This window comes from Streptomyces sp. MAR4 CNX-425 (assembly GCF_048656465.1).
Classification (GTDB): Bacteria; Actinomycetota; Actinomycetes; order Streptomycetales; family Streptomycetaceae; genus Streptomyces.
Window position 1 is genome coordinate 155,443 of record NZ_JBMDLF010000011.1, and the last position, 26,407, is coordinate 181,849.

Here is a 26,407-nt window from a genome sequence, read left to right on the forward strand (position 1 = left end):
GGCCGGTCGGCCGGGGGTGCCGGGGGTCAGGTGGTGGGGAACTCTCCTGCCTTCACGCCCGCTACGAAGGACGCGAACGCGTCGGCGGTGAAGTCCAGGACCGGGCCGCTCGGGTCCTTGGAGTCGCGGACGGGGACCACGCCGCGCGCGGCGACGAGGTTGGCGGCGACCTCGATGCACTGGCCGCCGTTGTCGCTGTAGGAGGACTTGTGCCAACGGGGGGACGGGGATTCAGTCGTCACGGGACGCCTTTCGGAACTGATTGATCATGGCCGCGGAGTCCGCCTGGGAAGGCGCTTCGGCCTGCAACTGATGGTAAGCCGTCAGCAGGGGAACGACACAGGAGTTGTCGCGTTCGAGATGCCCCTGCTGGGCCGACTCGGCGTACGACACCAGCCCGCGGTCCGGCATCGTCAGGATGGAGACCGGCAGATTGAACGGGCGACGCGTCCCCATGCTGAACGGGGCGACCTGGAGCATGGTGTTCGGCAGCTCCGCGAACTCCACCAGCCGGGCCAACTGGGCGTCCCAGACGGCGGGCTCGCCGACGGGGCGGCGCAGGCAGCCCTCGTCCAGCACGACGATGACCAGCGGCGGATGGGCCCTGACAAGCGACTCCTGCCGCTTCGCCACCAGTGCTACGCGCTCGTGCGCCTGCTCGGGGCTGATCGCCCCCCGCCTGACGGCGCTGTCCGCCAGGGTCGTCGCGTAGTCCGGGGTCTGGAGCAGCCCGGGGATGACGCCCACCTCGTACAGCCGGATCTCGGCGGCGTGCCGCTCATAGGCGACGAACTCCGGGAAGCCCTCCAGCAGGCTGCCGTGCTTGATCTCGTGGTACTTGCGCTCGAAGGAGTCCGTCGTGCCTTGCAGGCCGAAGACCTCGTCTGCACTACGCGAGAAGCGGAGAGTTGGAGATTTGCGCCCCACTTCGACCGCCGAGACGTGCACGCTGGAGTACCCCATGCGCTCGCCGAGATCATCCTGGGTCCAGCCGCGCCCATCACGCAGGCTGCGCAGACGTGCCCCGTAGGCCGCCTGGGGTGAGCTGTCGGGGTTCAACTCCTTGCGGTTCACGGGCCTTCACCGGCCTTTCGTTCATTTCTGACGCGGTTGAGCGATCCGCGACACCGGGGCACGCTGAGCGCTCGTAGTAGCCGTGCGGCTACAGAGGGGAGTCATCATGTCCGATAAGCGGATGCCAGTCCAGCGGACCGATGAGGCCGAGAGCGCACTGAACGAACTGCGCGACGCGCTCCGGGAGGCCGGGGTCACCCTGCCGTCCCTGTGGCTGGACCTCACGGCGTATGCCGGCCCGGGGAAGGTGCAGTTGATCGAGCTGGGCCGCTGCAACATCGACACCGCCCGCGCACTGGCCGCCGCCCTGCGGGCCGGCCGGACCGCGGAGGCGGCGCGGTGACCGTACCCGGTGCGACGGGCCCCGCCCCGGCCGGGGCGTGCGCGCCGCCGCTCGCGCAGCAGCGTCAGTTCGCCCGCGGGGCGGCCTCGGTGGCCCGTGCCCGCGACTTCGCCGCGGGTGCGCTCACCGGCACGCCCGGCGCCGGACTCGCCCCCGACGTCCGGGTGTGCGCCTCCGAACTCGCCACGAACGCCGTCCGGTACGGACCGGCCGGCCGGGACTTCCTCGTCCGCGTCCTCACCCGCGGCGACACGGTGCGGCTGGAGGTGCACGATGCCGGTGAAGGCGCCCCCCGCGTGCGTACCCCCGACGCCACCGAGGAGCGCGGGCGCGGCCTGCTGGTCGTCTCGGCCCTCGCCGACGAGTGGGGAGTGTCCGGCCGCGCCGGTCCCGGCAAGGTGGTCTGGGCCTCTTTCAAGGTCCCCCGCGCCGCACCCCGGACGGCGGTGTCCAGCACGTGAGCGGCCTGGACCGCCAGGAAACGCCGGGGCACGACACGTCGCGAAGGTGCACGACCACGACCCCACGGGAGGGCGAGCACGTCGGCGGCGTCCAGGCCCGGTGTGGCCAGGCTCAAGAACCCTCCCCGCCTGGGAATCGTTGACGTCTCCGATCCCGCGATGTGAAGATCATGTCCACTACACCACGGGGACCGTGAGGGGATCAGGTTGGCTGCCGAGCACAGGCCCAAGCCCGCGCTGTCGGCCACGATCGCCGGCGTACTCCTGCTCGCCGGGCTCGCACTCGCCGTCCTCCTCCTGCCCGGTGAGCTGGACAAACAGCGGGCCTACGATGCGGCGCCCAGGTGTCCCACCGCAGAGCCCGCACCTGGCTGCAAGTCACAGACACCGGTCACGCTCACCGACAAGGAACGCCGGAAGGGCAAGGGCCGTCCCCACTACATGCTGTTCTCACGCGACAGCCAGCCGCCGCAGTGGGTTCGGATGGGCGGAGGGAGCCACCCGGTCTACGACAACGCCCAGCCCGGCGACACGGTCACCGCCACCTACTGGGACGGCCACATAGTCGAGGTTGCCTTTCAGGGCCAGCGGGAGGTCTCCGCACAGGAACCGAACCGCAACTTCGCGGGGTTTCTCTTCCTGACCTCGCTCGTGTTCGTTTCCGGCGGCTTCGCCACCTTCGCCGCCGCCCGGCACTTCGGGGGCAGAACAGTGCTGAAACCGGACCTCAAACCCCTGGCATACATGGGCATCGGCGTGGGCACGCTCGTCGGCGGCCTCCTCGTCACCGGCATCATCACCGGCGTCCTGAACGCCCTGCTCACCCGTTGAAGCCCCCTGGGCATCCAGGATGAACACCACTTGTCAAGGGAACAGCGCGCCATCGTTCCGCGTCAGAGCTGTCCCGGCAGGCGGCATCTTCACCACGGGTACATGACGCGCTGGAGGCTGACACGAGGCGGTGTGTCGGTGGCCCGGGGGTACGGCGGTGGCGGCGGCCCCGCCGAGGGCGTGTAGCGGTTGCCGGGTCGCGCACGTGGGCCGTTGGCCAGGGGTCCGACCGGCACCGGTTTTTCCAGTAATCTGAGGGCTGGAGGTGTCCAGCACAGGAGGCGGCATGTCAGTGGATCCGCTCAACGCGCCGGGTGACGGCCTGCCCGAGTTCCTGAGCTGGGACGAGCTTCAGAGACTCCCCGAGGACATCGCGGCCGAGATCGAGCTGTGGGAGGGGAGGGTGATCTGGAACCGGCGCGGGCCGGCGGAGCACCAGCGCTTTGCGCGGCGCATGTGCAATGCTCTTGAAACTTGCGCCCGGCAGGCCATGCGGGGTGACGGGCCTGACGGCGAGCAGCGCTGCTGGCAGGTCGAGGTGGAAACCAACGTGTTCCTCACCCCCGACAAGTCCAGCTTCCTCACCCCGGACTTCCTCGTCCGCCGCTGCCTGCCCCGCGGCGCCGACACGTACGCGAGCGACGTGGTGCTGGTGGGAGAGGTCCTGTCCGGCTCGGACACCCTCAAGCGGAGACATTGGAAGATGGGCCGGTACGCCGACGGCGGCATCCCCTATTACTGGGAGGTCGAACTCGACTCGCCCGGGACCTGGGACATCACCGCGGTGCGGGCGTACGAACTCGCGACGGTGCAGGACGACGGGCTTGCCGTGAAGCCGCTGCGCCCGGCCTTCTACATCGCCGTGGGGGAGTGGGAGCCGGAGGGGCTGGGGATCGTCTTCCCCGAGCCCTTCAGCCTCGACATCACCTGGGACGACCTCGCGTTCTGACGGGGCGCCCCCCGCCGTACGGCCGCCGCCCCGCGCCCTACCTCCCGACCCCCGGCCGCCGGCCCCGGAACGCCCTCCGGCCGCGTCCGCGCGGCGGGTCGTTCGCCAGCCGCGTCACCTCGCCGTCCCGGCCCGCCACCACCGGCCTCGGCGCCCCCGCCGCCTTCGCCGTGTACTGCGCCGCGTCCGCCAGCCGCAGCAGCCGCCCGGCGGACGGCACCGGGCCGATCGGGTCGCCCGTCGACGCCACCCCGCACGCGACGCCCTGTCCCGGCTCCAGCTCCGCCGCCCGGGCGCACAGCTCCGTCGCCGTCCGTACCACGTCGTCGGGCGGCGGGCCCACCGACAGCAGGCAGAATTCGTCGCCGCCCAGCCGGGCGGCCAGCGTGTCCGGCAGTGTCGCCGCGTGCAGGGACAGCAGGGAGCCGAATCGTTCCAGCAGGCGGTCGCCGCCCGCGTGCCCGAACGAGTCGTTGACCTCCTTGAGGCCGTTGACGTCGCAGACGGCCAGGCTGACCACCGTGCCGTCCGCCCGGTACCGCGCCACCGCCTCGTCCAGCCGCAGGTCGAGCGCGCGGCGGTTGGCCAGCCCGGTCAGCGGATCCGTGAACGCCAGCCGGCGGGCCTCCGCCAGCCGCTCGGTCTGCGCGATTCCGGCGGCGACCACCGCGCTCACCGCCGCCGCGCAGGCCGTGTCGTACGCCGTGAAGGCCGCGGCGCCGCGCGGGCGGGCCACGTACAGCTCGCCCCACGCCCGCCCGTGCACCAGCACGGGCACCACCAGGCAGCTGCTCCGGCCCCGCCGCCGCAGCGCGTCCCCGCGCGGGCCGGGGGAGCCCTCGGTGGCGGTCCACGGGCCGCCGGGGTCGGCGGGGCCGGGGAGGTCGCGCGGGTACGACTCGTCCGGCGGGAACTCGTCCTCGCCGGGCGCCCGCTCGCCGTCGTTGACCAGGACCCGCAGCCGCCCGCGTTCCCGCTCCCAGACGGACACGGACGCGAACGACCCGTCCAGCGCGCGCCGCGCCCCCGCCGCCGCCGCGCGCACGGTCTCGCGGAGCGTGGCGGCGTCCGCCAGCGCCCGGGCCAGCTCGACCACGGCGTGCAGCGGTTCGTCGGGGGGCCGGTCGTTGCCCGTCACGGCTCCAGGGTAGGCAATCGATCACGGTTTAAGGTATTTAGACGGATTGACCACTCTGCGTAAAGCGCTCCGAAGTGCCCTTTTGCGCCCTGTCTATGCTCCCGGCCACTCCGGCCTGCGCTTCTCGTTGAACGCCGCCACGCCTTCCTGGCGGTCCGCCGACAGCGCCGTACGGTGCCACGCCGCGTCCTCGATCTCCAGCCCCGCCCGCAGCTCGCGCCCGTAGCCCAGCCGCAGCGCCCGCTTCGCGGCCCGTACGCCCACCGGCGAGTTGCCCGCGATCCGGCGGGCCAGCTCCAGCGCCGTCGTACGGGCCTCGCCCGCCGGCACCAGCCGGTCGACCATGCCCAGGGTGTGCGCCTCGGCCGCCTCCACCCGGCGCGCGGTGAAGATCAGCTCCGCCGCCCGGGCGGAGCCCACCCGGCGCGGCAGCAGCTGCGTGCCGCCGCCGCCCGGCACGACGCCGACGGACACCTCCGGCAGCCCGACCACCGCCGTCTCGTCGGCGACGATGAAGTCGCAGGACAGCGCCAGCTCGTACCCCCCGCCGAGCGCGAAGCCGTGCACCGCGGCGACGACCGGCATCGGCAGCTCCAGCACGCCGGTGTACGCGGCGCGCGAGGTGGGGCGGTGGCGGTGCATGTCGGCGTCGGTGAAGTCGTTGCGCTCCTTGAGGTCCGCGCCGACGCAGAAGGCCCGCTCGTGGCTGGAGGTGAGGACCACGGCCCGGACGGAGGCGTCCGCGGCGAGGCGCGCGGTGGTCTCGGTGAGCGCGCGGGCCAGCTGGGTGGAGACGGCGTTCATGGCCTCCGGCCGGTCGAGGACCAGCTCGGCGACGTACTCGTGCGTGCGGACGGCGATGCCCTCGCCCATGCGAATCGGCCTCCGGCGGGTGGTGACGTTAACGGGCGCTAACCTAGTGTGCGGAGCGCCGCCGCGCCAGGCCCGGCCGGAGGCGTTTTCCCGGCCGGACCGGACGCCGGGCGCTGCCGGGGGTCGCCGGGCGCCGCCGGGTCCGGCGCACCGCCCGTGACAGCTCCGGATTCACTTCGTATGGTTCCTGAATATGAATATGCACCCCCGCCCCGCACCCGTCGTCCTCGGGACCGCCGGCACCACCGCCGACGACGTCCTCGCGGTCGCCCGCCGCGGCGCCCCCGTCGAGCTGTCCGCCCGCGCCCTGGACGCCCTCGCGGCCGCCCGCCGGGTCGTGGACGACCTCGCGGCCAAGCCCGAGCCCGTGTACGGCGTCTCCACCGGCTTCGGCGCCCTCGCCGTCCGGCACATCAGCCCCGACCTGCGCGTGCAGCTCCAGCGCAACATCGTCCGCTCGCACGCGGCCGGCATGGGCCCGCGGGTGGAGCGGGAGGTCGTCCGGGCGCTGATGTTCCTGCGGCTGAAGACGCTGGCCTCCGGCCACACCGGCGTACGGCCCGAGGTGGCCCGCGCCATGGCCGGGATGCTCAACGCCGGCATCACGCCCGTCGTGCACGAGTACGGCTCCCTCGGCTGCTCCGGCGACCTCGCCCCGCTCTCGCACTGCGCGCTGGCGCTCATGGGCGAGGGCGACGCCGAGGGCCCCGACGGCGCCGTGCACCCCGCCGCCGACCTGCTCGCGGCGCACGGCCTCACGCCCGTCACGCTGCGCGAGAAGGAGGGCCTGGCGCTGCTCAACGGCACCGACGGGATGCTCGGCATGCTGCTCATGGCCTGCGCCGACCTCGGCGCGCTCCTCACCGCCGCCGACGTCACCGCCGCGCTGACGCTGGAAGCGCTCCTCGGCACGGAGAAGGTGCTCGCCCCCGAACTGCACGCCGTACGCCCGCACCCCGGACAGGCCGCCAGCGCCGCCAACATGCTCCGGGTGCTCGACGGCTCCGGGCTCACCGGTCACCACCAGACCGGCCACGACGGCCTGCCCGCCGCGCCGCGGGTGCAGGACGCGTACTCGGTACGGTGCGCGCCGCAGGTCGCCGGCGCGGGCCGGGACACCCTCGCGCACGCCCGCGCGGTCGCGGAGCGCGAACTGGCCGCCGCCGTCGACAACCCGGTGGTGATCGACGGCCGCGTCGAGTCCAACGGGAACTTCCACGGCGCCCCCGTCGCGTACGTCCTGGACTTCCTCGCCGTCGCCGCCGCCGACCTCGGCTCCATCGCCGAACGCCGCACCGACCGGCTGCTGGACAAGAACCGCAGCCACGGCCTGCCCGCCTTCCTGGCCGGCGACCCGGGCGTGGACTCGGGCCTGATGATCGCCCAGTACACCCAGGCCGCGCTGGTCAGCGAACTGAAGCGGCTGGCCGTCCCGGCGTCGGCCGACTCCATCCCGTCGTCGGCGATGCAGGAGGACCACGTCTCGATGGGCTGGTCCGCGGCGCGCAAGCTGCGCACCGCGGTCGACCACCTGACGAAGGTGCTGGCCGTCGAGATGTACGCGGCCACCCGCGCCGTCGAGTTGCGCGCCGGGCTCACGCCCGCGCCCGCGACCCGCGCCGTGCTGCGCGCCGTGCGCGACGCGGGGGTTGCGGGGCCCGGGGACGACCGGTTCCTGTCGCCCGATCTGGCCGCCGCGGAGGGTTTCGTACGCTCCGGCCGGCTGGTCGCGGCCGTGGAGTCCGTCACAGGTCCGCTGTCATGAACTGTCGTGATCTGATCGATTCTGCGCTGACCTGCAATGATGTCCCGCGGTCGGGCCGGTCGCGGGGCGGTACTCCCGTCCGCGGGTCAGGGGAGTCGGTGGCGTGTGCCACAGTGGTTACCAGGACGGAACGGAGCAGTGGGGAGCGGGCGTCTTACTCCGTGAGGTAGGGCAATCGTGCCCTTCGCGGTGAAGGGGAGTTACGACGTGAGGGTGTACGGCAAGGGGCGGCGCGGGGTGGCGCTGACCGCGCTGGCGATGAGTGCCGTGCTGGGGCTGTCCGCGTGCGGCGGCGACAGCGAGGCGGACGACTCCGGGGACGACAAGGAACCGGCCGCCGCCGAGCAGCGGAAGAAGGAAGTACCGGACGCCCGAATATCCATAGCGCCCAAGGACGGTGCGGAGAACGTCGGGATCAACTCCGACACGAAGGTCACGGTCAAGGACGGGAAGCTCACCGACGTCGTGCTGACCGCGGCCGGGGCCACGGAGGAGACCGCCGGGTCGATCGCCGACGACGGGAAGTCCTGGAAGCCGGACGCGGCGCTGGAGCGCGGCACGGAGTACACCATCACGGCCAAGGCCGAGGACGCCGACGGCCAGGTGTCCACGTCGAACACCAGCTTCACCACCGTCTCCGCCGAGAACAGCGTCATCGGGTACTTCACCCCGGAGGACGGCAGCGAGGTCGGCGTCGGCATGCCGGTGTCGCTCAACTTCGACAAGCCCGTCGAGGACAAGGCGGCCGTCGAGTCGAAGATCTCGGTCGAGTCCAGCAGCGGGCAGGACGTCGTCGGCCACTGGTTCAACGACACCCGCCTCGACTTCCGCCCCGAGGACTACTGGCAGGCGGGCTCCACCGTCACGATGGACATGGAGCTCGACGGCGTCGAGGCGTCGCCCGGCGTCTACGGCGTGCAGGACCGCGAGATGAGCTTCACCGTGGGCCGCTCGCAGGTCACCACGGTCGACGTGAAGGCCATGACGATGATCGTCGAGCGCAACGGCAAGATGATCAAGAACATCCCGATCTCCGCGGGCTCGCCGGAGACCCCGACGTACAACGGCCAGATGGTGATCTCCGAGAAGCACAAGGAGACCCGGATGGACGGCTCGACGGTCGGCTTCACCGACAAGCAGGGCGAGAGCGAGTACGACATCCCCGACGTGCCGCACGCCATGCGGCTGTCCACCTCCGGCACGTTCATCCACGGCAACTACTGGGGCGGCCAGGGCGTGTTCGGCAGCGCCAACACCAGCCACGGCTGCATCGGCCTGTTCGACAAGCAGGGCGCGGACGACCCGGGCACGGACGGCGCGTGGTTCTACGACCAGTCGCTCATCGGTGACGTCGTGATCGTCAAGAACTCGCCCGACGAGACCATCGCCCCGGACAACGGCCTCAACGGCTGGAACATGGACTGGACCGCGTGGCAGGAGGGCAGCGCCCTCTGACCCGGGGCGCGCGCGAGGCGTAGCAGGGGCGTAGCAGAGGCGCCGCGGGGCCGGGACCCGGACCGTACGAATCCGTACGGCGGTCCCGGCCCCTTCCCGTGCCGCCCTCCCTTTCTCATGGCGCTCTCACCGGCGCCTCAGCCTTTCCCCAACCTGCCGCCCTAGCTTCGCCGCATGTTCCTCACCTACCTGCGGCGCGAGTTGCGCCGGCGCCGGAAGGCCGCCCTGGTCGTCGCCCTGGGCCTCGCGCTCGGGATCGGCCTCGTCATCACTGTCTCGTCCGTGGCCGCCGGCCTGCGCGACGCCCAGGACGAGGTCCTGCACTCCCTCTACGGCGTGGGCACCGACCTCACCGTCACCAAGGAGGCCGACGAGGGCGACGGCGGCCCGCAGAGCTTCCGCATCGGGCCGGGCCCGGACGGCGAGGGCGCCACGGAGACCGACGACCGGCTGATGCCGCTCGGCGGCTTCCAGCACCTCGACGACTCGGTCGTCGGCGACGTCGCGGCCCAGGACGGCGTCGACACCGCGGTGGGGGCGCTCGCGCTCAACGACATCGAGTTCAAGGGCGACTTCCGGCCCGGGAAGATCCAGGGCGGCACCCCCGGCCAGGCGGCCCCCGAACAGGGCGGCGGCGAGGGCGGGGGCGCCGGGCCGCGGATCTCGGGCGGCGGCGCCGACATCGACGTCGACTCCTTCACCGTCACCGGCATCGACGTCACCCGGCAGGACGTCGGCCCGCTGTCGTCCTCGCGGATCAGCGACGGCGTGACGTTCGGCAAGAACGACACAGACGCCCTCAAGGCCGTCGTCGACAGCGCGTACGCCAAGGACGAGGGCCTGAAGACCGGCGACCACGTCACCATCAAGGGCAAGAAGTTCGAGATCGCCGGCATCGCCACCGCCGACACCGGCGCCGCCACCGCGAACGTCTACATCCCGCTGAAGCGCGCCCAGCAGCTCTCCGACGCCGACCTGGAGGGCAAGGTCTCCACCGTCTACGTCAAGGCCGACAGCTCCGAGGACATCCCCGCGGTCAAGGACGCCATCGACGAGAACGTGGCCGGCGCCAGCGTCACCTCCGCCTCCGACCTCGCCGAGCAGGTCTCCGGCAACCTGTCCACCGCCTCCGACCTCGCCACCGACATCGGCAGGTGGCTCTCCGTCGTCGTGCTGATCGCCGCCTTCCTGCTCGCCGGGCTGCTGACGATGTCCGCCGTCGGCCGGCGGGTGCGCGAGTTCGGCACGCTGAAGGCGCTCGGCTGGCGCAGCGGGCGCGTCGTACGGCAGGTGATGGGCGAGGCGTTCGTCAACGGGATCCTCGGCGGCGCGCTCGGCATCGCGCTCGGGGTTGCCGGCGCGTACGCCGTCACGACGGTCGCGCCGACGCTCGACGCCTCGGTGGGCCCCGCCTCGGACGCGCCCGAGGGCGCCGTGCTGCGCGGGCCGCAGAAGATGCTGGACGCGGCCGGTTCCAGCGTGGAGGTGGCGCTCCAGGCGCCGGTGACGCCGCCGGTGATCGCGCTGGCCGTCGCGCTCGCCGTCGCGGGCGGGCTGATCGCCGGCTGCTTCGGCGGCTGGCGGGCGGCGCGGCTGCGCCCGGCGGACGCGCTGCGGCGTGTCGAGTAGCCCCGCCCGCCGTCTCCCACCCACCACCGATCCGTCCAGGAGTTGACCATGTACGTGCTCACCGGCGTCACCAAGCGCTACCGGCGCGGCAGGGAGTCCGTCGACGCCCTCGCCGACGTCGACCTCACCATCGCCGACGGCGACCAGCTCGTCGTCCGCGGCCCCACCGGCGGCGGCAAGTCGACGCTGCTGCAACTGCTCGGCGGCCTCGACCGCCCGACCTCCGGCACCCTCAGCCTCGACGGCACCGACCTCGGCGGGCTGAGCGAGGCCGCGCTGACCCGGGTACGTGCCGCGACCATCGGCTTCGTCTTCCAGAGCTTCAACCTCATCCCCACCCTCAGCGCCCAGGAGAACGTCGAGACCGCCCTCGTGCCGCTCGGCGTCCCGGCGGCCCGGCGCGCCGAACGCGCGGCGGAGGCGCTGGACTCGGTGGGCCTCGCCGAGCGGCGCGCGCACCTGCCCGGCGAGCTGTCCGGCGGCCAGCAGCAGCGCGTGGCCATCGCGCGGGCGCTGGTGAAGCGGCCCAAGGTGCTGCTGGCCGACGAGCCGACCGGCAACCTCGACGAGGACACCCGCGACGACATCGTGGGGCTGCTGGAAGGGCTGTGGAAGGAGCTGGGGCTGACGTACGTGCTGGTCACGCACGACAGCGGGATCGCCCGGCGGGCGCCGCGGCTGGCGGTGATCAGGAAGGGCCGGTTGCAGGTCACCGAGCGGGAGGCGGCGTAGGAGCGGCGGGGACCGGGGACGGGGGATCGGGGACCGGGGGCGCCGGGGGCCGGGGGAGGGGCGCGTACGGGTGCGAGGGCCCCATACGCGCCCCTGTGCGCCCCGGGCCGTACGCCCCGTGTCGCACGGAACGGGCGTCTCCTCAGCGGCGGCGCGGAGAGGCCAGCAGGTACATCCCGCCGTCGCGCTCCGGGTGTTCGGAGACCTGCCACCCGGCAGACTCCAGCGCGCCCGCGCCCCGTACCAGCTCCCTCAGCGCCGGACCGGGCCGCCAGTCGACCCGTACCGCCTCCGGCTGGTGCTCGGCCGCGGCGACCACGTAACCGGCGGTCTCCGGGGTGGCCGGGGGCGCCCCGGCGGCCTCCAGCGCGAGGGCGGCGGCGGACGCGAGGTGCGTACGCTCCCAGGCGCACGGCACGTCGGTGGCGCCGTCGGCGTTGGTGACCCGGCGCAGCTCCGCGAGACCCTCCCACGCGCTGCGCACCTCGCGGGCGCGCGCGGCGGCGTCGGGCGGCGCGGGTCCGCCGCCGGTGCGGGCCGCGAACACCCCGGGCGGGGCGGGATCCTGGCGGCCGCCCTCCGCCCCGGCCACCGCTCCGGACTCCGCCCCGGCCGCCGCCTCGGCTTCGGCGGCGAGCAGGCGCACGCGCAACTCGCGCCCGGCGGGGGTGAGATAGTGCCGGTGCGGCGGGCGCGGATGCCGTACCGCGAAACCGCCGTCCACCAGCCCCTCCAGCACGCGCTCGCTCGCGCGTACCAGGCCGGTCGCGGCGTCGGCCGCCGCCACCGCCCGGCGCCGGGCGGGCGTCAACTTGGCGGTGCTCATGAAACCACGGTACGCAGTCGCCGCCGGTCGCCGCCCCGGGGACCGCCGCGCCGCCGCCGGTGACGTGGCCCCTGACGCCCCCGGGAGGGGCCCCTAAGGGGCCCTTACTCCCCCGGGAGTAAGAAAGTTGACTCCCGTGGACGGACGACCGGCAGGCGCCTTCACGGGCAGGCTGGGGGTGAAGCGACGAGGAGGCCGCCCACCATGCGCATCAGCATCAACGTCACCGACTTCGCCTGGCCCGGCGGCCCCACCGCCCTCGCGCCCGCGCTCGCCGCCGTCGTCGGCGCGGCGGACGCGGCGGGGGTGGACACGGTCTGGGTCGGTGACCACCTGTTGCAGGCCGACCCCACGCGCACCCCCGACGAGCCGGTGCTGGAGGCGTACACCACCCTCGGCTATCTGGCGGCGCGCACCGAGCACGTCCGCATCGGCACCATGATCACCGGCGTCACTTACCGCCCGCCCGCCCTGCTCGTCAAGGCCGTCACGACCCTCGACGTGCTCTCCGGCGGCCGCGCCTGGCTCGGCTTCGGCGCCGGCTACCGGGAGGACGAGGCGTACGCCATGGGCCTGTCCCTGCCGCCCGCCGTCGAGCGGATCGAGCGGCTGGAGGAGACGCTGCGGCTGGCGCAGCAGATGTGGGCGGGGGACACCGGCGCGTTCGACGGGCGGCACTTCACGCTGGACTACCCCGTGTGCAGCCCGCAGCCGGTGCAGCGGCCGCGGCCGGCGGTGCTCGTCGGCGGCGTGGGCGACGGGCCGATGCTGCGGCTGGCGGCGCAGTACGCGGACGCCTGCAACTTCTTCGACGTACCCGACGGCGGCCTCACGCTCCGCCGCGAGCTGGACGTGCTCGCGGACCACTGCTCGGCCGTCGGACGGCCGTCGTGGGAGGTGGAGAAGACGGTCACCGCGCGGATGGACGTGGCGGAGCCGGCGGAGTCGGTCGCGGAGCGGTGCGAGTCCTTCGCGGAGTACGGGATCGAGCACGTCGTGTTCGTCGCGGACGGGCCGTGGACGCCGGAGGCGGTCGAGGCCGTGGGCGAGGCGGTGCCGGTGGTGGCGCAGATCAAGCCGAACAGCGAGGTGGGCGTCTGGTGAGGCGCGCCCACGGGGCCCGGCGCGCGGCGCTCACGGGCGGCGGAAGGTGAGCACCGTCCCGGGCGCCGCCGGCGCCCCCGGGGCCGCGGCGACCCGGCGCTCCAACTCGGCGAAGCCGGCCTCGATGTCGGCCTCCGGCATGTGCTCGAAGACGGAGAACGCCCTCGTACGCAGCCGGGCCAGCGCCTCCGCCCGCGTACCGGCCGGCGGCAGCGCGACCTCCGCCACCGACCCCCACTCCCACCCCGCCGCCTCGAACGTACCGCGCACCGCCGACAGCGGCTCGTAGAGCGCGGCGAGGATCTCCCGGCCGCGCGGGAAGGCGTCGATGTACCACAGGTCGGGCAGCCGGTCGGTGAGTTCGGTGCGCAGCAGCAGCGTGCCGCCGGGGCGCAGCACCCGGTGCAGCTCGCGGGCCGCGGCGGGCCTGTCCCGCACGTGGTGCCAGACGAGGAAGCTCAGGCCGAAGTCGGCCGAGGCGTCCGGCAGCGGCAGCGCCTCGGCCCGCCCGGGGACGTACGCGACCCGCGGGTGCGCGGCGTGCGCGACCGCCTGCGCGCGCATGCGGCGTGACGGCTCGACGCCGGTGACCGGGCCGCCGAACTCGGCGGCCAGCAGCGGCGTGAACCGCCCGGTGCCGGAGCCGAGGTCCAGCCCGCGCAGCGGGCGGGCGGCGGGGAGGCGGGCGGCGAAGGCGCGGGCCCAGGCGGCGCGTTGGGCGTCGGAGAGGGCGCGGCCCGCGGCGTAGCCGCGGTGGAGGCGGTCGTCGTAGTCCACGGGGCGCATGCCCGGTACCTACCCGGCGGCCGGCGGGTGTGACCGCGGGGCGGAGGACCGGCTTCCGGTGCGCCCGGGGCCGGGAGCCGCCCCCCGCCACCCCGCGCTGCGTACGGTGTCCTCGTGTCAGACTCCCGTCTCCGCCGCGCCGCCGTCCTCGTCCTCGAAGGCGCCAAACCGCTCGACGCCGGCATCCCCGCGCAGGTCTTCAGCACCCGCCGCAGCATGCCGTACGAGGTCCGCGTCTGCGGCGCCGCGCCGGGGCTGGTGGCCGGCGGCGACGGGCTCTCCTACCACGTCGCCCACGGCCTGTCCGCGCTCACCTGGGCCGACATCGTCTTCGTCCCCGGCTACCGCTTCCCCGACCGCGACGACCCCCCGCCCGCCGTCACCGCCGCGCTGATCGCCGCCCACCGCCGCGGCGCCCGGCTCGCCGCCATCTCGACCGGCGCCTTCGCCCTCGCCGCCACCGGCCTCCTCGACGGCCGCCGCGCCACGACCCACTGGCACTACACGCGCGCGCTCGCCGCCAAGCACCCGGCGGTCCGGGTCGACGAGAACGTGCTCTTCGTCGACGAGGGCAGCGTGCTGACCTCCGCCGGCGCCGCCTCCGGCATCGACCTGTGCCTGCACATCCTGCGCGGCGACCTCGGCGTGGCCGCGTCCAACCACGCCGCGCGGCGGCTGGTGGCGGCCCCGTACCGCAGCGGCGGCCAGGCGCAGTACGTACCGCGCAGCGTGCCGGAGCCGCTCGGCGAGCGGTTCGCCGCGACCCGGGAGTGGGCGCTGCGCCGGCTGGGCGAGCCGCTGACGCTGGCGGCGCTGGCGCGGCACGCGGGGGTGTCGGCGCGCACCTTCTCGCGGCGCTTCGCGGACGACACCGGCTACACGCCGATGCAGTGGGTCATGCGGGCCCGCGTCGACGTGGCGCGCGAGCTGCTGGAGCGCTCGGAGCAGAGCGTCGAGCAGATCGCGGACCACGTCGGCCTCGGCACCGGCGCGAACCTGCGGCTGCACTTCCAGCGGATCCTGGGCACCACGCCGAGCGAGTACCGGCGCACGTTCGCGAGCGGCGAGTAGCGCGCCTGGCGAGATCCTTGCGGAGTGTGGCACCCACGCTGCTGTCGCCGGCCCACACGAGGGGCGAACCTGCTGGTGAAACACCGGAACACCGGAACACCGGAACACCGGAACACCGGAACACCGGAACACCGGAAACGCCGTCGGAACCGGAAGGCAGGACGCCCCATGACCCGCATCGCCCTCAACGGCTTCGGCCGCATCGGCCGCAACGTGCTGCGCGCGCTGCTGGAGCGCGACAGCACCCTCGACGTCGTCGCCGTCAACGACCTCGCCGACCCCGCCACCCTCGCGCGCCTCCTCTCCTACGACACCACCGCCGGCCGCCTCGGCCGCCCGGTCACCGTCGACGGCGACACCCTCGTCGTCGACGGCCGCCGCATCCGGGTCCTCGCCGAACGCGAGCCGGCGAAGCTGCCGTGGACCGAACTCGGCGTGGACGTCGCACTCGAAGCCACCGGCCGCTTCACCGCGGCGACCGCCGCCCGCGGCCACCTCGACGCGGGCGCCCGCAAGGTCCTCGTCAGCGCCCCCTCCGCCGGCGCGGACGTCACCCTCGCGCCCGGCGTCAACACCGAGGCGTACGACCCGCAGGCCCACACCGTCGTCTCGAACGCCTCCTGCACCACCAACGCGCTCGCCCCGCTGGCCGCCGTCCTGGACGAACTCGCGGGCATCGAGCACGGCTTCATGACCACGGTGCACGCCTACACCCAGGAGCAGAACCTCCAGGACGGCCCCCACCGCGACGCCCGCCGCGCCCGCGCCGCCGCCGTCAACATCGCCCCCACGACGACGGGCGCGGCCAAGGCCATCGGCCTCGTCCTCCCCCGCCTGGACGGCAAGCTGTCCGGCGACTCGATCCGCGTCCCGGTCCCGGTCGGCTCGCTCGTTGAACTCAACACCACGGTCGCCCGCGACGTGACCCGCGAGGACGTCCTCGCCGCCTACCGCACGGCGGCCGAAGGCCGCCTCGCCGGTATCCTCGAATACACCGAAGACCCCCTCGTCTCCTCCGACATCACCGGCAACCCGGCCTCCGCCGTCTTCGACTCGGCCCTCACCCGGGTCGACGGCCGCCACATCAAGGTAGTCGCCTGGTACGACAACGAGTGGGGCTTCTCGCACCGCGTGATCGACACCCTCGAACTCCTCGCCGCCGGCTGACGGCCACCGGGGCCGCGTAGCGTGTGGGGCGGTTGCACAGCCGTCCGGGAGGTTGACCATGCGGTCGAAGGTCCAGTCGTTCCGTACGCCCGGGGGCGTCACCCTCGGCGTCGAGCACTTCGGCGACGCCGAGGCGCCCCCCGTGCTGCTGGCGGGCGGCCCCACGATGCTCTCCTGGCCCGACGCGCTCTGCGAGGCGCTCGCCCGGGGCGGGCGTCACGTCGTGCGCTACGACCTGCGCGACTCCGGCGCGTCGACGACCGTGGACCCGGAGTCACCGGCGTACACGCTGCGCGACCTCGCCGCCGACGCCGCCGCGCTCGCCCGCGGGCTGGACGACCGCCCGGCGCACCTGGCGGGCTTCGGCGTCGGCGGGATGGTCGCCCAGGTCGCCGCCCTCGACCACCCGGACGCCTTCTCCGCCCTCACTCTCGCCGCCACCCGCCCCGTCGCCCCCGGCCCCGTCGACGACGACCTGCCCGACCACGACGGCCCGGCCATGAAGCGCCGCTTCGCCGTCCCGATGCCCGACTGGTCCGACCGCGCCGCCGTGGCGGAGTTCGCCGCCGCCGGCGCCGAGATCCTCGGCGACGACCCCGCCGCGGCCCGCGCGACCGCCGAGCGCGTCTTCGACCGCACGCCGTCCACGGAGCCCGCCGTCCAGCTCGCCAATCAGCTGGGGATGGTGTTCTCCAAGCTCGACTGCGCCCCGCGCTGGCGCGAACGCCTGCCGGAACTCGCGCTCCCGGCGCTCGTCGTCCACGGCCGCCGCAACCGGTTCTTCCCGGTGGGCAACGCCGAGGCCCTCGCGCGCGACATCCCCGGCGCCCGGCTGCTGGTACTCGACGAGGCCGCGACCGCGATCCCGGCCGCGGCCGCCGAGGAGGTCGCCGCCGCGATGCTCACCCTTGAGGATGCGTGACCTGACACGCACGCCCCCGCGATTCAGCCCCCCGCCGGCCCGCCGCCCACCGAACACACCACCCCGGTGCCGCCCGCGCCGCAGTAGCCGTTCGGGTTCTTCGCGTCCGACAGGTACTGCTGGTGGTAGCCCTCCGCCGGGTAGAAGGGGCGGTTGGCCGCCGGGACGATCTCCGTGGTGACGTCGCCGTAGCCCGCCGAGGTCAGCGTCTGCTGGTACGCGGCGCGCGAGGTGGTCGCCGCCGTGGTCTGGGACGGGACGTGGGTGTAGATCGCCGAGCGGTACTGGGTGCCTATGTCGTTGCCCTGGCGGAAGCCCTGCGTGGGGTCGTGGGACTCCCAGAAGACCTTCAGCAGCTTCTCGTACGACACCGCCGCGGGGTCGTACACCACCCGGACCACCTCCGCGTGGGCGGTCTGGCCCGTGCAGACCTCCTCGTACGTCGGGTGCGTCGTGTGCCCGCCCTGGTAGCCCACGAGGGTCGTCCACACCCCCGGCGTCCGCCAGAAGCGGCGCTCCGCGCCCCAGAAGCAGCCCAGCGCGAAGTCGGCGACCTCCAGGCCCTCCGGATACGGGCCCTGAAGCGGGTGGTCCAGCACCGTGTGCCGCTCCGGGACGGGGAAGGCGGGCGCGGGGCGGCCGGGCAGGGCCTCGTCCTTCGTGACGAGCTGGTTCTTGTGGCGGTTCAGGAACATCCCTCCGACCTCCTTCGCGGATCTCCGGGACAAAGCACCCACACGCCCCATACCCGAAACGTACCGCGCCGCTCAGACATTCCCGGCGTCACTTCAACGCCGCACCCCTGCCGCCCTCGTACCCCGCCACGGCCAGCGCCCGGTACGCCGCGTACTCCGCCGCCGGCCGCTCGCTCAGCGACCACGGGAGCGCGCCCACGTAGCCGTCCACGTGCCGCATCTGCTCCAGCGCCTCCTCGTAGCGCTCCGCCCGCACCAGGAAGCACGCCAGCAGGTGCCGTACGTGCGGCAGCATCGGGTGGTCCGCCGCCGCGTGGTGGACCGCGTACTGTGCGCCCTCGATGGCCTCCCTGACCACCTCGCCCTCGTACAGCCCGCGCACCAGGTTCGCCTCCGGCAGGTGCTCCCAGACCGCGAACAGCGGCAGCGCCGGCAGCAGCGTCCCCGGCCCCGCCGAGCCGGCCGCGCGCTGCGCGAAGTCGTACGCCGCCTCCCGCGAGCCGTGCCACTTCTCGCACGCGTACTGGAGCGCCGCGAGATGCGCGCCCATGTGGTCGCCGGCGCGCTGCTCGACGGTGTGCCACAGCTCCTCGAAGTCCGCCTCCCGGTAGTGGGCGCCGCGGGCGATGGCCAGCTCGATGATGTACGGGATCGGGCTGCCCGGCGCGAGCATCGCCGCCTCCGCGCAGATCTTCTTCGCCTCCTCCAGGATCACCGGGAACTCCTCCGCCGCCGACCCGGCCATCCACGCCTGCCGTACCAGGAACTCCGCGTGCACCTCGGCGCCGCCCACGTCCTTCGGCCGCTCCGCCCGCCACGTACGCAGCCACGAGCCGCCCTCGCCCGGCGTCTGCGCCAGCTCGAAGGCCGCCGCGCCCGCCAGGGTCTGCACCCGCTGCCAGCGCAGCTCCCACTCGTCGTCGGTGAGGGCGAGCAGCCGGGAGGCGGGCTGCCAGTCCCCGTCCCGGGGCAGCTCCTCCAGCACCTCGGCGAGCTGCGGGTCGGGGCCGGGGAGCCGGACGTCGAGCTCGTCCACGGGTACGAAGCCGTAGCCGCCGGCCGGGTCGACGGCCCTGGCGTTCGACTGCAGCACCTCCCGGCCGCCCCGGGAGCCCCGCAGCAGGTGCACGGCGACCCACGCGATCATGGCGATGGCTGCGAGTGCGAACAACAGTTCCATTGATGCGTCCTGGCTTCTCTTCAGAGGTGGCGGTCCGGGCGGTTGCACAGCGGTTGCACATACGTGTTATCCCCTCCAGCAAACCAGACCGGCGCGGGCAACGGTCCCTCCCAGGGCTTATCCTCGGGCCGCATGAGCGAGCCCAGCTTCGAGACCGTCGCCATCCACGCGGGCCAGGAGCCCGACCCGGCGACGGGCGCGGTCGTACCGCCGATCCACCAGGTGTCCACGTACAAGCAGGACGGGGTGGGGGGCCTCCGCGGCGGCTACGAGTACAGCCGTTCCGCGAACCCCACCCGCACCGCCCTGGAAGAGAACCTCGCCGCGCTGGAGGGCGGGGCCCGGGGCCTCGCGTTCGCCTCCGGCCTGGCGGCCGAGGACTGCCTGCTGCGCACCGTGCTCGGCCCCGGCGACCACGTGGTCATCCCGGACGACGCGTACGGCGGTTCCTTCCGGCTGTTCGCGCAGGTCGCGGCGCGCTGGGGGGTGCAGTTCTCGGTCGCGCACACCGCCGACCCGGCGGCGGTACGGGCCGCGCTGACCGACCGTACGAAGGCGGTGTGGGTGGAGACCCCCAGCAACCCGCTGCTGGGCATCACCGACATCGCCGCCTCCGCCGCCGTCGCGCACGAGGCGGGCGCGCTGCTCGTCGTCGACAACACGTTCGCCAGCCCCTACCTCCAGCAGCCGCTGGCGCTCGGCGCCGACGTCGTCGTGCACTCCACGACGAAGTACATGGGCGGGCACTCGGACGTCGTCGGCGGCGCGCTCGTCGTGGCCGACCGCGAGCTCGGCGAGCGGCTGGCGTTCCACCAGAACGCGATGGGCGCGGTGGCCGGGCCGTTCGACGCCTGGCTGGTGCTGCGCGGCATCAAGACGCTGGCCGTACGGATGGACCGGCACAGCGCCAACGCGGCGCGCGTCGCGCGCATGCTCGTGCGGCACCCGCGGGTGACGCACGTGTACTACCCGGGCCTTGAGACCCACCCCGGGCACGAGACGGCGGCGAAGCAGATGCGGGACTTCGGCGGCATGGTGTCGTTCCGGGTCGAGGGCGGCGAGGAGGCGGCGGTCGAGGTCTGCAACCGGGCGCGGCTGTTCATCCTCGGGGAGTCACTGGGCGGCGTCGAGTCGCTGATCGAGCACCCGGGGCGGATGACGCACGCCTCGGCGGCGGGGTCGGCGCTGGAGGTGCCGGACGACCTGGTGCGGCTGTCGGTCGGGATCGAGTCGGCGGACGACCTGCTGACGGATCTCGCGCAGGCCCTCGGCGGCTGACGGGACGGTCACGGCCGTCCCGCCGCCCCGGCCTCACCAGCCGCCGAAGTCCGGCGTCGTCCGGGCCGGGTCGTCCACCCACGCGCCGCTCACCGCCGCCCACACCGCCAGCCCCGTCAGCGTCGCGACGAGCAGCAGCCACACCCCGAGCCGCAGCAGCAGCCTGCGGCGCAGCAGCCGCCGGCCGCGCTCGGCGGCCCGCTGCGCGAGCTGCGGCGGCACGGCGGGGTGCGGGCCGTCGAGGAGTTCGCGTACGGCCTGCTCCTTGCGGGCGTTGAGGGAGATCACGACGTCGCCACCTCCGTCCGGGTACGGGCCGGGGCCGGCACGCGTCTGCTGAGCATGGCCGCGGTGGCGCGCAGCAGAATCTGGTGGACCCGCTCGGGCGGCAGCCCGAGCGCGGCGGCGGTCTGCTCCTCGGCGACGCCCTCGGAGATCCGCAGCACGAGCACCAGCCGCTCCTGCGGCGAGAGCCGGTCGAGCAGGCCGCCGGTGGTGCGGCGGTAGCGCCAGGCGGTCTGCGCGTAGCGGGAGACGAGCTGCTGCCGGGCCGCCTCGTACGGGTCCTCGCCGCGCAGCCGGTCCCAGCGGGCGTAGGTACGGGCCAGGGCCCGGGTCAGCAGCCGTTCGGCCCGCGGGGCGTCGTCGGGCGGCTCGGCGGTGAGCAGTTGGGCGGCATGCAGCAGCCGGCCTGCCGCGCCCGCGCAGAAGACCTCGAACTCCAGGGCACGGCGGCGCCGTTGTGCCGAGCGCCGCTGACGCACCGCGCTGCTCCCTTCGCCGCCCTGGGTCCATAGGACGGCAGCGGAGCGCCGGGGTCAAGACTCGGGAGCCGCCGGCGTTCTCAGTCCTCCTCGTCCGGCCCGCCCTCCTGCCGCACCTCCTGCTGTCCGGTGCCGGCCTGGGAGACGGTGGTGTTGAAACGGGTGAGCAGGGTGCAGAACGTGGCGCGCTCCGCGTCCGTCCAGTCGGAGGTCAGCAAGGCGACCAGCTCGCGCCGCGACTCCTGCACCTCGTGCAGGCGGGCCAGGCCGAGCGGTGTCAGCTCCAGCACGACGGCGCGGCCGTCGTCCGGGTGCGTGGCGCGCTTGACCAGCCCGCCGTCGACGAGCGGGGCGACCTGCCGGGTCACGGTCGAGGAGTCGATGCCCATGCCGGCGGCGAGGGCCTTCACGCCCGTGGGGCCGTGCTGCTCAAGACGGTTGAGCAGCAGGTAGGCGGCGCGGTCCATCGAGTTGCGCACCTGCCCGACGCCGGCCAGGCGGGTCTGCTCGGCGCGGCGGGCGAAGACGGCCAGCTGGTGCTGGAGGTCGTTCAGCAGGTCGGGCGCGACGGGGGTGCCGGGTGCGACGGGGGTGTCGGTGGGGGAGGGGGGCGAGGGCATGGACGGTGCTCACTTCGTGAGGACGTTCACTGGCTGCGGATCGGGGTGCCGGATCAGGTGCCGGACCGGTGCTTCGGATCGTGCGTCGGATCGGTGCGTCGGACGGGGATGGACATTCGCATTCGAACTGGACCACAGATTACGCGCCCCCGACCAGGTGCCGTACGGCCTGTGGAAAACCCGCCGCCGTCTCAGCGTGCGAGACTGTGGCCATGAGTGCACCCGCGGCCGGGGCCGTCAGTCTGGACGACGTACGCGACGCACAGCAGATGCTCGCCGGCATCTCCCGGGTCACCGCGCTGGAGGGCAGCAGGTTCCTCTCCCGGCTGGTCTCCGCCCCGGTCCACCTGAAGTGCGAGAACCTGCAACGGACCGGTTCGTTCAAGCTGCGCGGCGCGTACGTGCGCATCGCCGGGCTGGACGAGGAGCGGCGCGCCCGCGGCGTGGTCGCCGCCAGCGCCGGCAACCACGCGCAGGGCGTCGCCCTGGCGGCGTCCCTGCTGAACGTGCGCTCGACGGTCTTCATGCCGGTCGGCGCCCCGCTGCCCAAGGTGGCCGCGACGCTCGACTACGGCGCGGACGTCCGGCTGCACGGGCAGGTCGTCGACGAGACGCTGGAGGCGGCGGAGGCGTACGCCGCGGCGACCGGCGCCGTCCTCATCCACCCCTTCGACCACCCCGACGTGGTGGCGGGGCAGGGCACGGTCGGCCTGGAGGTGCTGGAGCAGTGCCCGGAGGTGTCGACGGTCGTGGTGGGGATCGGCGGCGGCGGGCTCGCGGCCGGGATCGCGGCGGCAATCAAGGCGGTACGGCCCGACGTGCGGATCGTCGGGGTGCAGGCCGAGGACGCGGCCGCGTACCCGCCGTCGCTCGCCGCGGGGCGGCCGGTGGCGCTGGAGTCGTTCGGGACGATGGCGGACGGCATCCAGGTCGGCAAGCCGGGCGACGTCCCGTTCAAAATCATTGGCGAGCACGTGGACGAGGTGCGTACGGTCTCCGAGGACGCGTTGTCCGCCGCGGTCCTGCTGTGCCTGGAGCGGGCGAAGCTGGTCGTCGAGCCGGCCGGGGCGGCGCCGGTCGCCGCGCTGTTGTCCGACCCGGACGCCTTCGGGGGCGGCCCGGTGGTGGCGGTGCTCTCCGGCGGGAACGTCGACCCGCTGCTCATCCAGCGCATCCTGCGGCACGGCATGGCGGCGGCGGGGCGGTACCTCTCGCTGCGGCTGCGCGTGACCGACCGGCCGGGGGTGCTCGCGACGCTGCTGGGGGTGTTGTCAGAGGCGGACGCTAACGTGCTCGACGTGAGCCACGTGCGGACCGATCCGCGCCTCGGGCTCACGGAGGCCGAAGTCGAGCTGCAACTGGAGACGAAGGGGAGGGAGCACTGTGACCGGGTGCTTGAGGCGCTCCGGAAGGCCGGGTACACGGTGACCGCCTGACCCGGGCCCGCCAGCCGGGACCGCCATCCGGGCCCGCCGTCCGTCCACCCGCACGCGACCGCGGCACCACCCGCTCGCGACTTGACGCGATATATCGCGTGTCCTATTCTCCTGCTGTTGCCTGACCGTGCGCCCATGTCTGACATTTGTTGAGAAGTGCCGTCAGACCTCCATCGACCAACCGACCTACTTCCAACCTGGGGAGATCTCTATGCCAGGCGCCATCCACGCCGAAGGGCTGGTCAAGCACTTCGGCGATGTGCGGGCACTGGACGGCGTCGACCTCGACGTCCCCGAAGGCTCCGTTCTCGGACTGCTCGGCCCCAACGGAGCCGGCAAGACCACCGCCGTGCGCGTGCTGACCACGCTGCTGCGGCCCGACGCCGGCCGCGCCGAGGTCGCGGGACTCGACGTCCTCAAGCACCCCAACGAGGTGCGCAGGTCCATAGGTCTGTCCGGCCAGTTCGCCGCGGTCGACGAGTACCTGACCGGCCGGGAGAACCTCCAGATGGTCGGCCAGCTCTACCAGTTGAGCGCGCGCGACGCGAAGGCGCGCGCCGCCGTGCTGCTGGAGCGGTTCAACCTCGCCGACGCCGCGGACCGCACCGCCAAGACGTACTCCGGCGGCATGCGCCGGCGGCTCGACCTGGCCGCCGCGCTCGTCGTCGAGCCGCCCGTGATGTTCATGGACGAGCCGACCACCGGCCTCGACCCGCGCAACCGGCAGGCGCTCTGGGACGTCATCCAGGAGCTGGTCAAGGGCGGTACGACGCTGCTGCTCACCACGCAGTACCTGGAAGAGGCCGACCACCTGGCGCACGACATCTGCGTCATCGACCACGGCCGCGTCATCGCCCGCGGCACCTCCGACGAGCTCAAGGCGCAGACCGGCGGCGAGCGCGTCGAGGTCGTCGTGCACCAGCGCGACGAGATCTTCGCCGCCAGCGAGGTGCTCGGCGCCCTCGGCCAGGGCGAGGTCACGGTCGCGGACCACACCCGCAAGCTCACCGTGCCCGTCAGCGGCGGCGCCCGGCTGCTCGCGGACGTCATCCGGGACCTGGACGAGCGCGGCATCGCCATCGACGACATCGGGCTGCGCCGTCCCACGCTGGACGACGTGTTCATCTCGCTCACCGGCCACGCCGCCGAAGCCGCGGACGGCAACGGGAACGCCAGCGGGAAGGGCGACGGAAAGGCCGCCGACGACGACGCAGCGAAGGAGACCGCACAGTGACCGCCTCGACCGCCCCGGCGCGCCCCGCGCCCGCGGCGCCGCCCGCCCTGGGGGGCGTCGGCCAGTCCGTCCGCGACTCGCTGGTCGTCGCCAAGCGCAACCTGCTCCGCATGTCCCGGATCCCGGAAGTGGTCATCTTCGGGCTGATCCAGCCGATCATGTTCGTGGTGCTGTTCTCGTACGTGTTCGGCGGCTCCATGAACGTCGGCGGCAGCACGGACTCCGAGATCTACCGCGAGTTCCTGATGGCCGGCATCTTCGCCCAGACCGTGACCTTCGCCACCGCCGGCGCCGGCGCCGGTATCGCCGAGGACATGCACAAGGGCCTCATCGACCGCTTCCGGTCGCTGCCGATGGCCCGCGGCGCGGTCCTCACCGGCCGCACCCTCGCCGACCTGGTGCAGACCGCGCTGACGCTGGTGGTGCTGGCCATCGTCGCCGCGCTGGTCGGCTGGCGGATCCACGAGGGCGTGCCGAAGGCGCTGGCCGCGTTCGGCCTGCTGCTCCTGCTCGGGTACGCCTTCACCTGGGTCGGCGCGCTCATCGGGCTGTCGGTGCGTTCGCCCGAGGCCGCCACCTCCGGCGGGCTGGTCTGGCTGTTCCCGGTGACGTTCGTCTCGAACGCCTTCGTGGACTCGGGCAACATGACGGCCTGGCTGCGGCACATCGCCGACTGGAACCCCTTCAGCGCGACCGTGCAGGCGTGCCGCGAGCTGTTCGGCAACCCCGGCGTCGTGCAGTCCGACGCCTGGCCCATGGAGCACCCGGTGCTGGCCTCGCTGATCTACTCGGTCGTCATCATCCTGATCTTCCGCACGCTGGCGGTGCGGAAGTACCGCAACTCCGCGGGGTAGCGCGGGCGCTCCGCCCCGCGGCACCCGCGGCCGCGCACGTCGAAGCCCCCGGTGGGACCGCTGGAATCATGGTCCCGGCCGGGGGCCTCGTGGGGGGCTGCTGCGTCCGACGCGCGGTCAGGCGGCGTAGGGCTTGGCGTCGAGGATGGTCACCATCGCCGACTTGCCGTTGGGAAGCTCGTAGCTCGCTTCCTCGCCGACCTTCTTGCCGTTGACTCCCATGCCCAGCGGGGACTGCGGCGAGTACGTCTCGACATCGCCGCTCGCGTACTCGCGCGAGGCCATCAGGAAGGTCAGGGTGTCGCTCTCGTCGCCGTCGAAGGCGATCGTGACGACCATCCCGGGCTCGACGACGCCGTCGTCCGGCGGCGCCTCGCCGACCTTCGCGTTCTCCAGCAGCTGCTGGAGCTGGCGAACGCGAAGTTCCTGCTTGCCCTGCTCCTCCTTGGCCGCGTGATACCCGCCGTTTTCCCGCAGGTCACCCTCCTCACGAGCCGCCTCGATCTTCTTGGCGATCTCGGTGCGTGCGGGACCCGACAGGTGCTCCAGCTCGGCCTTGAGCTGGTCATACGCCTCCTGGGTCAGCCAGGTGACGTTGTCGCTGGTCTGGGTCACAGGTGCTCCTCGTCGGTGGTGGTTCTGGTGCTGGGGGAACTTCTCATGCGTCTGGGATGCAGCAATCGCCCTACCCAGAAGAATTGCGCCTTCGTGGGTGGGGCGAAACCACGATCGTAACAATTCCGGCAGCGGGACGGCGAGTGTTATCGCCCGTCGGCCGCCTGGCAGCCGACCAGCTCGGCGTTCGCGCCGCGCGTGGTGGTCCGGATCGACACCACGGTGTCGACGCGGTTCTCGGGCTCGTCGACGCGTACGTCGCGGATGCCGGCCTCGGACTTGTCCGCTGCCAGCGAACGCACCGTGCAGACCGCGTCGACGTCCGTCTTCTTGCGGACCTCGATGTGCACCTGCACCTCGTGGTCGGACACGACCTTGAACCGGATCAGCTCACCGGACGCCTGCGAACCGGCCGTCGCGTCGATCGCGCCCCAGGCCACGAAGCCGAGGACGGCCGCGCCGAGCACGCCGCCGAGGATCTTCAGCCGCCGGTCCGCGCGGGCGTCGGCCGAGCGGCCGTAGCGGCCCTCGGGCACCGTCTGGGGCGCACCGGACATGATGATCCCTCCCGGCAGGAGCGGCTGGCTGCGGCTGACGGCGGAATG

The 26,407-nt window shown here is 73.5% G+C and carries 29 protein-coding genes; 16 read left to right on the forward strand and 13 right to left on the reverse strand.

Annotated features, from left to right (window positions below; all coding sequences use genetic code 11):
* Positions 1–26: 26 nt before the first annotated feature.
* Complete coding sequence (locus tag ACHZ99_RS27415; protein ID WP_420307438.1) at positions 27–242, reverse strand: DUF397 domain-containing protein; 216 nt, start codon at positions 240–242, stop codon at positions 27–29.
* Positions 232–1,074, reverse strand: coding sequence for a helix-turn-helix domain-containing protein (locus tag ACHZ99_RS27420; protein ID WP_420307439.1), 843 nt, complete (start codon positions 1,072–1,074; stop codon positions 232–234). Before ACHZ99_RS27420 ends, ACHZ99_RS27415 begins: the two co-directional genes overlap by 11 nt.
* A gap of 121 nt (positions 1,075–1,195) precedes the next feature.
* Between ACHZ99_RS27420 and ACHZ99_RS27425 the strand changes: the two genes are divergently transcribed.
* The 4 genes from ACHZ99_RS27425 (at position 1,196) to ACHZ99_RS27440 (ending at position 3,658) form a co-directional block, all read left to right on the forward strand.
* Entirely contained in the window at positions 1,196–1,417 is a 222-nt protein-coding gene (locus ACHZ99_RS27425) for a hypothetical protein (protein ID WP_420307440.1), read from the forward strand.
* Complete coding sequence (locus ACHZ99_RS27430; protein WP_420307441.1) at positions 1,414–1,878, forward strand: ATP-binding protein; 465 nt, start codon at positions 1,414–1,416, stop codon at positions 1,876–1,878. The genes ACHZ99_RS27425 and ACHZ99_RS27430 overlap by 4 nt, the downstream gene beginning before the upstream one ends.
* A 207-nt stretch (positions 1,879–2,085) precedes the next feature.
* Entirely contained in the window at positions 2,086–2,709 is a 624-nt protein-coding gene (locus tag ACHZ99_RS27435; RefSeq protein ID WP_420307442.1) for a hypothetical protein, read from the forward strand.
* 286 nt (positions 2,710–2,995) lie between these two features.
* Entirely contained in the window at positions 2,996–3,658 is a 663-nt protein-coding gene (locus tag ACHZ99_RS27440) for a Uma2 family endonuclease (RefSeq protein WP_420307443.1), read from the forward strand.
* Positions 3,659–3,695: 37 nt separating this feature from the next.
* Here ACHZ99_RS27440 and ACHZ99_RS27445 read toward each other — a convergent pair whose 3' ends face one another.
* Positions 3,696–4,796, reverse strand: a complete 1,101-nt coding sequence (locus ACHZ99_RS27445; protein ID WP_420307444.1) for a diguanylate cyclase domain-containing protein — start codon at positions 4,794–4,796, stop codon at positions 3,696–3,698.
* A gap of 93 nt (positions 4,797–4,889) precedes the next feature.
* Positions 4,890–5,669, reverse strand: a complete 780-nt coding sequence (locus ACHZ99_RS27450; RefSeq protein ID WP_420307445.1) for an enoyl-CoA hydratase/isomerase family protein — start codon at positions 5,667–5,669, stop codon at positions 4,890–4,892.
* 199 nt (positions 5,670–5,868) lie between these two features.
* Here ACHZ99_RS27450 and hutH point away from each other — a divergent pair, with 199 nt between their 5' ends.
* The 4 genes from hutH to ACHZ99_RS27470 all read left to right on the forward strand — a co-directional run bounded on the left by hutH (position 5,869) and on the right by ACHZ99_RS27470 (position 11,250).
* On the forward strand, positions 5,869–7,434 hold the full coding sequence (gene hutH, locus ACHZ99_RS27455; protein WP_420307558.1) for a histidine ammonia-lyase: 1,566 nt from the start codon (positions 5,869–5,871) through the stop codon (positions 7,432–7,434).
* Positions 7,435–7,611: 177 nt separating this feature from the next.
* Positions 7,612–8,889, forward strand: coding sequence for a L,D-transpeptidase (locus ACHZ99_RS27460; RefSeq protein WP_420307446.1), 1,278 nt, complete (start codon positions 7,612–7,614; stop codon positions 8,887–8,889).
* 174 nt (positions 8,890–9,063) lie between these two features.
* A complete protein-coding gene (locus ACHZ99_RS27465) occupies positions 9,064–10,518 on the forward strand; it encodes an ABC transporter permease (RefSeq protein ID WP_420307447.1) in 1,455 nt (484 codons plus the stop codon).
* A gap of 48 nt (positions 10,519–10,566) precedes the next feature.
* Positions 10,567–11,250 (forward strand): ABC transporter ATP-binding protein, encoded by a 684-nt coding sequence (locus tag ACHZ99_RS27470; RefSeq protein ID WP_420307448.1) that lies wholly within the window; start codon positions 10,567–10,569, stop codon positions 11,248–11,250.
* Positions 11,251–11,392: 142 nt separating this feature from the next.
* Here the strand turns inward: ACHZ99_RS27470 and ACHZ99_RS27475 are convergent, their stop codons facing one another.
* Positions 11,393–12,076, reverse strand: coding sequence for a hypothetical protein (locus ACHZ99_RS27475; RefSeq protein WP_420307449.1), 684 nt, complete (start codon positions 12,074–12,076; stop codon positions 11,393–11,395).
* A 204-nt stretch (positions 12,077–12,280) separates the two neighbouring features.
* On the opposite strand from ACHZ99_RS27475, the gene ACHZ99_RS27480 reads away from it, so the two are divergent.
* Positions 12,281–13,180: a TIGR03560 family F420-dependent LLM class oxidoreductase gene (locus ACHZ99_RS27480; protein WP_420307450.1), complete on the forward strand. Its 900-nt coding sequence runs from the start codon at positions 12,281–12,283 to the stop codon at positions 13,178–13,180.
* A gap of 30 nt (positions 13,181–13,210) precedes the next feature.
* Here ACHZ99_RS27480 and ACHZ99_RS27485 read toward each other — a convergent pair whose 3' ends face one another.
* On the reverse strand, positions 13,211–13,966 hold the full coding sequence (locus ACHZ99_RS27485) for a methyltransferase domain-containing protein (RefSeq protein ID WP_420307451.1): 756 nt from the start codon (positions 13,964–13,966) through the stop codon (positions 13,211–13,213).
* A gap of 114 nt (positions 13,967–14,080) precedes the next feature.
* Between ACHZ99_RS27485 and ACHZ99_RS27490 the strand changes: the two genes are divergently transcribed.
* From ACHZ99_RS27490 to ACHZ99_RS27500, 3 genes are all read left to right on the forward strand, one after another.
* Entirely contained in the window at positions 14,081–15,037 is a 957-nt protein-coding gene (locus ACHZ99_RS27490; protein WP_420307452.1) for a GlxA family transcriptional regulator, read from the forward strand.
* A gap of 168 nt (positions 15,038–15,205) precedes the next feature.
* Entirely contained in the window at positions 15,206–16,204 is a 999-nt protein-coding gene (gene gap, locus ACHZ99_RS27495) for a type I glyceraldehyde-3-phosphate dehydrogenase (protein ID WP_420307453.1), read from the forward strand.
* A 58-nt stretch (positions 16,205–16,262) separates the two neighbouring features.
* A complete protein-coding gene (locus ACHZ99_RS27500) occupies positions 16,263–17,126 on the forward strand; it encodes an alpha/beta fold hydrolase (RefSeq protein WP_420307454.1) in 864 nt (287 codons plus the stop codon).
* 23 nt (positions 17,127–17,149) lie between these two features.
* Here the strand turns inward: ACHZ99_RS27500 and msrA are convergent, their stop codons facing one another.
* A complete protein-coding gene (gene msrA / locus ACHZ99_RS27505; RefSeq protein ID WP_420307455.1) occupies positions 17,150–17,821 on the reverse strand; it encodes a peptide-methionine (S)-S-oxide reductase MsrA in 672 nt (223 codons plus the stop codon).
* 88 nt (positions 17,822–17,909) lie between these two features.
* Positions 17,910–19,001 (reverse strand): hypothetical protein, encoded by a 1,092-nt coding sequence (locus ACHZ99_RS27510; protein ID WP_420307456.1) that lies wholly within the window; start codon positions 18,999–19,001, stop codon positions 17,910–17,912.
* Positions 19,002–19,133: 132 nt separating this feature from the next.
* On the opposite strand from ACHZ99_RS27510, the gene ACHZ99_RS27515 reads away from it, so the two are divergent.
* Positions 19,134–20,279, forward strand: coding sequence for a cystathionine gamma-synthase (locus ACHZ99_RS27515; RefSeq protein WP_420307457.1), 1,146 nt, complete (start codon positions 19,134–19,136; stop codon positions 20,277–20,279).
* Positions 20,280–20,312: 33 nt separating this feature from the next.
* Here the strand turns inward: ACHZ99_RS27515 and ACHZ99_RS27520 are convergent, their stop codons facing one another.
* The 3 genes from ACHZ99_RS27520 to ACHZ99_RS27530 all read right to left on the reverse strand — a co-directional run bounded on the left by ACHZ99_RS27520 (position 20,313) and on the right by ACHZ99_RS27530 (position 21,663).
* Positions 20,313–20,567: a hypothetical protein gene (locus tag ACHZ99_RS27520; RefSeq protein ID WP_420307458.1), complete on the reverse strand. Its 255-nt coding sequence runs from the start codon at positions 20,565–20,567 to the stop codon at positions 20,313–20,315.
* Positions 20,564–21,043, reverse strand: coding sequence for a sigma factor-like helix-turn-helix DNA-binding protein (locus ACHZ99_RS27525; RefSeq protein ID WP_420307459.1), 480 nt, complete (start codon positions 21,041–21,043; stop codon positions 20,564–20,566). The genes ACHZ99_RS27520 and ACHZ99_RS27525 overlap by 4 nt, the downstream gene beginning before the upstream one ends.
* 80 nt (positions 21,044–21,123) lie before the next feature.
* Positions 21,124–21,663 (reverse strand): MarR family winged helix-turn-helix transcriptional regulator, encoded by a 540-nt coding sequence (locus ACHZ99_RS27530; protein ID WP_420307460.1) that lies wholly within the window; start codon positions 21,661–21,663, stop codon positions 21,124–21,126.
* Between the two features lie 212 nt (positions 21,664–21,875).
* Here ACHZ99_RS27530 and ilvA point away from each other — a divergent pair, with 212 nt between their 5' ends.
* The 3 genes from ilvA to ACHZ99_RS27545 all read left to right on the forward strand — a co-directional run bounded on the left by ilvA (position 21,876) and on the right by ACHZ99_RS27545 (position 25,187).
* On the forward strand, positions 21,876–23,099 hold the full coding sequence (gene ilvA / locus ACHZ99_RS27535) for a threonine ammonia-lyase (protein WP_420307461.1): 1,224 nt from the start codon (positions 21,876–21,878) through the stop codon (positions 23,097–23,099).
* Between the two features lie 211 nt (positions 23,100–23,310).
* Complete coding sequence (locus ACHZ99_RS27540) at positions 23,311–24,333, forward strand: ATP-binding cassette domain-containing protein (RefSeq protein ID WP_420307462.1); 1,023 nt, start codon at positions 23,311–23,313, stop codon at positions 24,331–24,333.
* The gene (locus ACHZ99_RS27545) at positions 24,330–25,187 is read left to right on the forward strand and encodes an ABC transporter permease (RefSeq protein WP_420307463.1); all 858 of its coding nucleotides are present in this window, start codon (positions 24,330–24,332) and stop codon (positions 25,185–25,187) included. Before ACHZ99_RS27540 ends, ACHZ99_RS27545 begins: the two co-directional genes overlap by 4 nt.
* Positions 25,188–25,304: 117 nt before the next feature.
* On the opposite strand, the gene greA is transcribed toward ACHZ99_RS27545, so the two are convergent.
* Positions 25,305–25,802 (reverse strand): transcription elongation factor GreA, encoded by a 498-nt coding sequence (gene greA / locus ACHZ99_RS27550; protein WP_420307464.1) that lies wholly within the window; start codon positions 25,800–25,802, stop codon positions 25,305–25,307.
* A gap of 146 nt (positions 25,803–25,948) precedes the next feature.
* The gene (locus ACHZ99_RS27555) at positions 25,949–26,359 is read right to left on the reverse strand and encodes a DUF4307 domain-containing protein (protein WP_420307465.1); all 411 of its coding nucleotides are present in this window, start codon (positions 26,357–26,359) and stop codon (positions 25,949–25,951) included.
* Positions 26,360–26,407: the final 48 nt, after the last annotated feature.

What these genes read in the sequence shown, in the direction of transcription:
- ACHZ99_RS27425 (WP_420307440.1), top strand. Translation starts at nt 1,196, where the DNA reads ATGCCAGTCCAGCGGACCGATGAGGCCGAGAGCGCACTGAACGAACTG.
- ACHZ99_RS27440 (WP_420307443.1), top strand. Translation starts at nt 2,996, where the DNA reads ATGTCAGTGGATCCGCTCAACGCGCCGGGTGACGGCCTGCCCGAGTTC.
- ACHZ99_RS27450 (WP_420307445.1), bottom strand. Translation starts at nt 5,669, where the DNA reads ATGGGCGAGGGCATCGCCGTCCGCACGCACGAGTACGTCGCCGAGCTG.
- hutH (WP_420307558.1), top strand. Translation starts at nt 5,869, where the DNA reads ATGCACCCCCGCCCCGCACCCGTCGTCCTCGGGACCGCCGGCACCACC.
- ACHZ99_RS27465 (WP_420307447.1), top strand. Translation starts at nt 9,064, where the DNA reads ATGTTCCTCACCTACCTGCGGCGCGAGTTGCGCCGGCGCCGGAAGGCC.
- ACHZ99_RS27470 (WP_420307448.1), top strand. Translation starts at nt 10,567, where the DNA reads ATGTACGTGCTCACCGGCGTCACCAAGCGCTACCGGCGCGGCAGGGAG.
- ACHZ99_RS27475 (WP_420307449.1), bottom strand. Translation starts at nt 12,076, where the DNA reads ATGAGCACCGCCAAGTTGACGCCCGCCCGGCGCCGGGCGGTGGCGGCG.
- ACHZ99_RS27480 (WP_420307450.1), top strand. Translation starts at nt 12,281, where the DNA reads ATGCGCATCAGCATCAACGTCACCGACTTCGCCTGGCCCGGCGGCCCC.
- ACHZ99_RS27485 (WP_420307451.1), bottom strand. Translation starts at nt 13,966, where the DNA reads ATGCGCCCCGTGGACTACGACGACCGCCTCCACCGCGGCTACGCCGCG.
- gap (WP_420307453.1), top strand. Translation starts at nt 15,206, where the DNA reads ATGACCCGCATCGCCCTCAACGGCTTCGGCCGCATCGGCCGCAACGTG.
- ACHZ99_RS27500 (WP_420307454.1), top strand. Translation starts at nt 16,263, where the DNA reads ATGCGGTCGAAGGTCCAGTCGTTCCGTACGCCCGGGGGCGTCACCCTC.
- msrA (WP_420307455.1), bottom strand. Translation starts at nt 17,821, where the DNA reads ATGTTCCTGAACCGCCACAAGAACCAGCTCGTCACGAAGGACGAGGCC.
- ACHZ99_RS27510 (WP_420307456.1), bottom strand. Translation starts at nt 19,001, where the DNA reads ATGGAACTGTTGTTCGCACTCGCAGCCATCGCCATGATCGCGTGGGTC.
- ACHZ99_RS27515 (WP_420307457.1), top strand. Translation starts at nt 19,134, where the DNA reads ATGAGCGAGCCCAGCTTCGAGACCGTCGCCATCCACGCGGGCCAGGAG.
- ACHZ99_RS27530 (WP_420307460.1), bottom strand. Translation starts at nt 21,663, where the DNA reads ATGCCCTCGCCCCCCTCCCCCACCGACACCCCCGTCGCACCCGGCACC.
- ilvA (WP_420307461.1), top strand. Translation starts at nt 21,876, where the DNA reads ATGAGTGCACCCGCGGCCGGGGCCGTCAGTCTGGACGACGTACGCGAC.
- ACHZ99_RS27540 (WP_420307462.1), top strand. Translation starts at nt 23,311, where the DNA reads ATGCCAGGCGCCATCCACGCCGAAGGGCTGGTCAAGCACTTCGGCGAT.
- ACHZ99_RS27555 (WP_420307465.1), bottom strand. Translation starts at nt 26,359, where the DNA reads ATGTCCGGTGCGCCCCAGACGGTGCCCGAGGGCCGCTACGGCCGCTCG.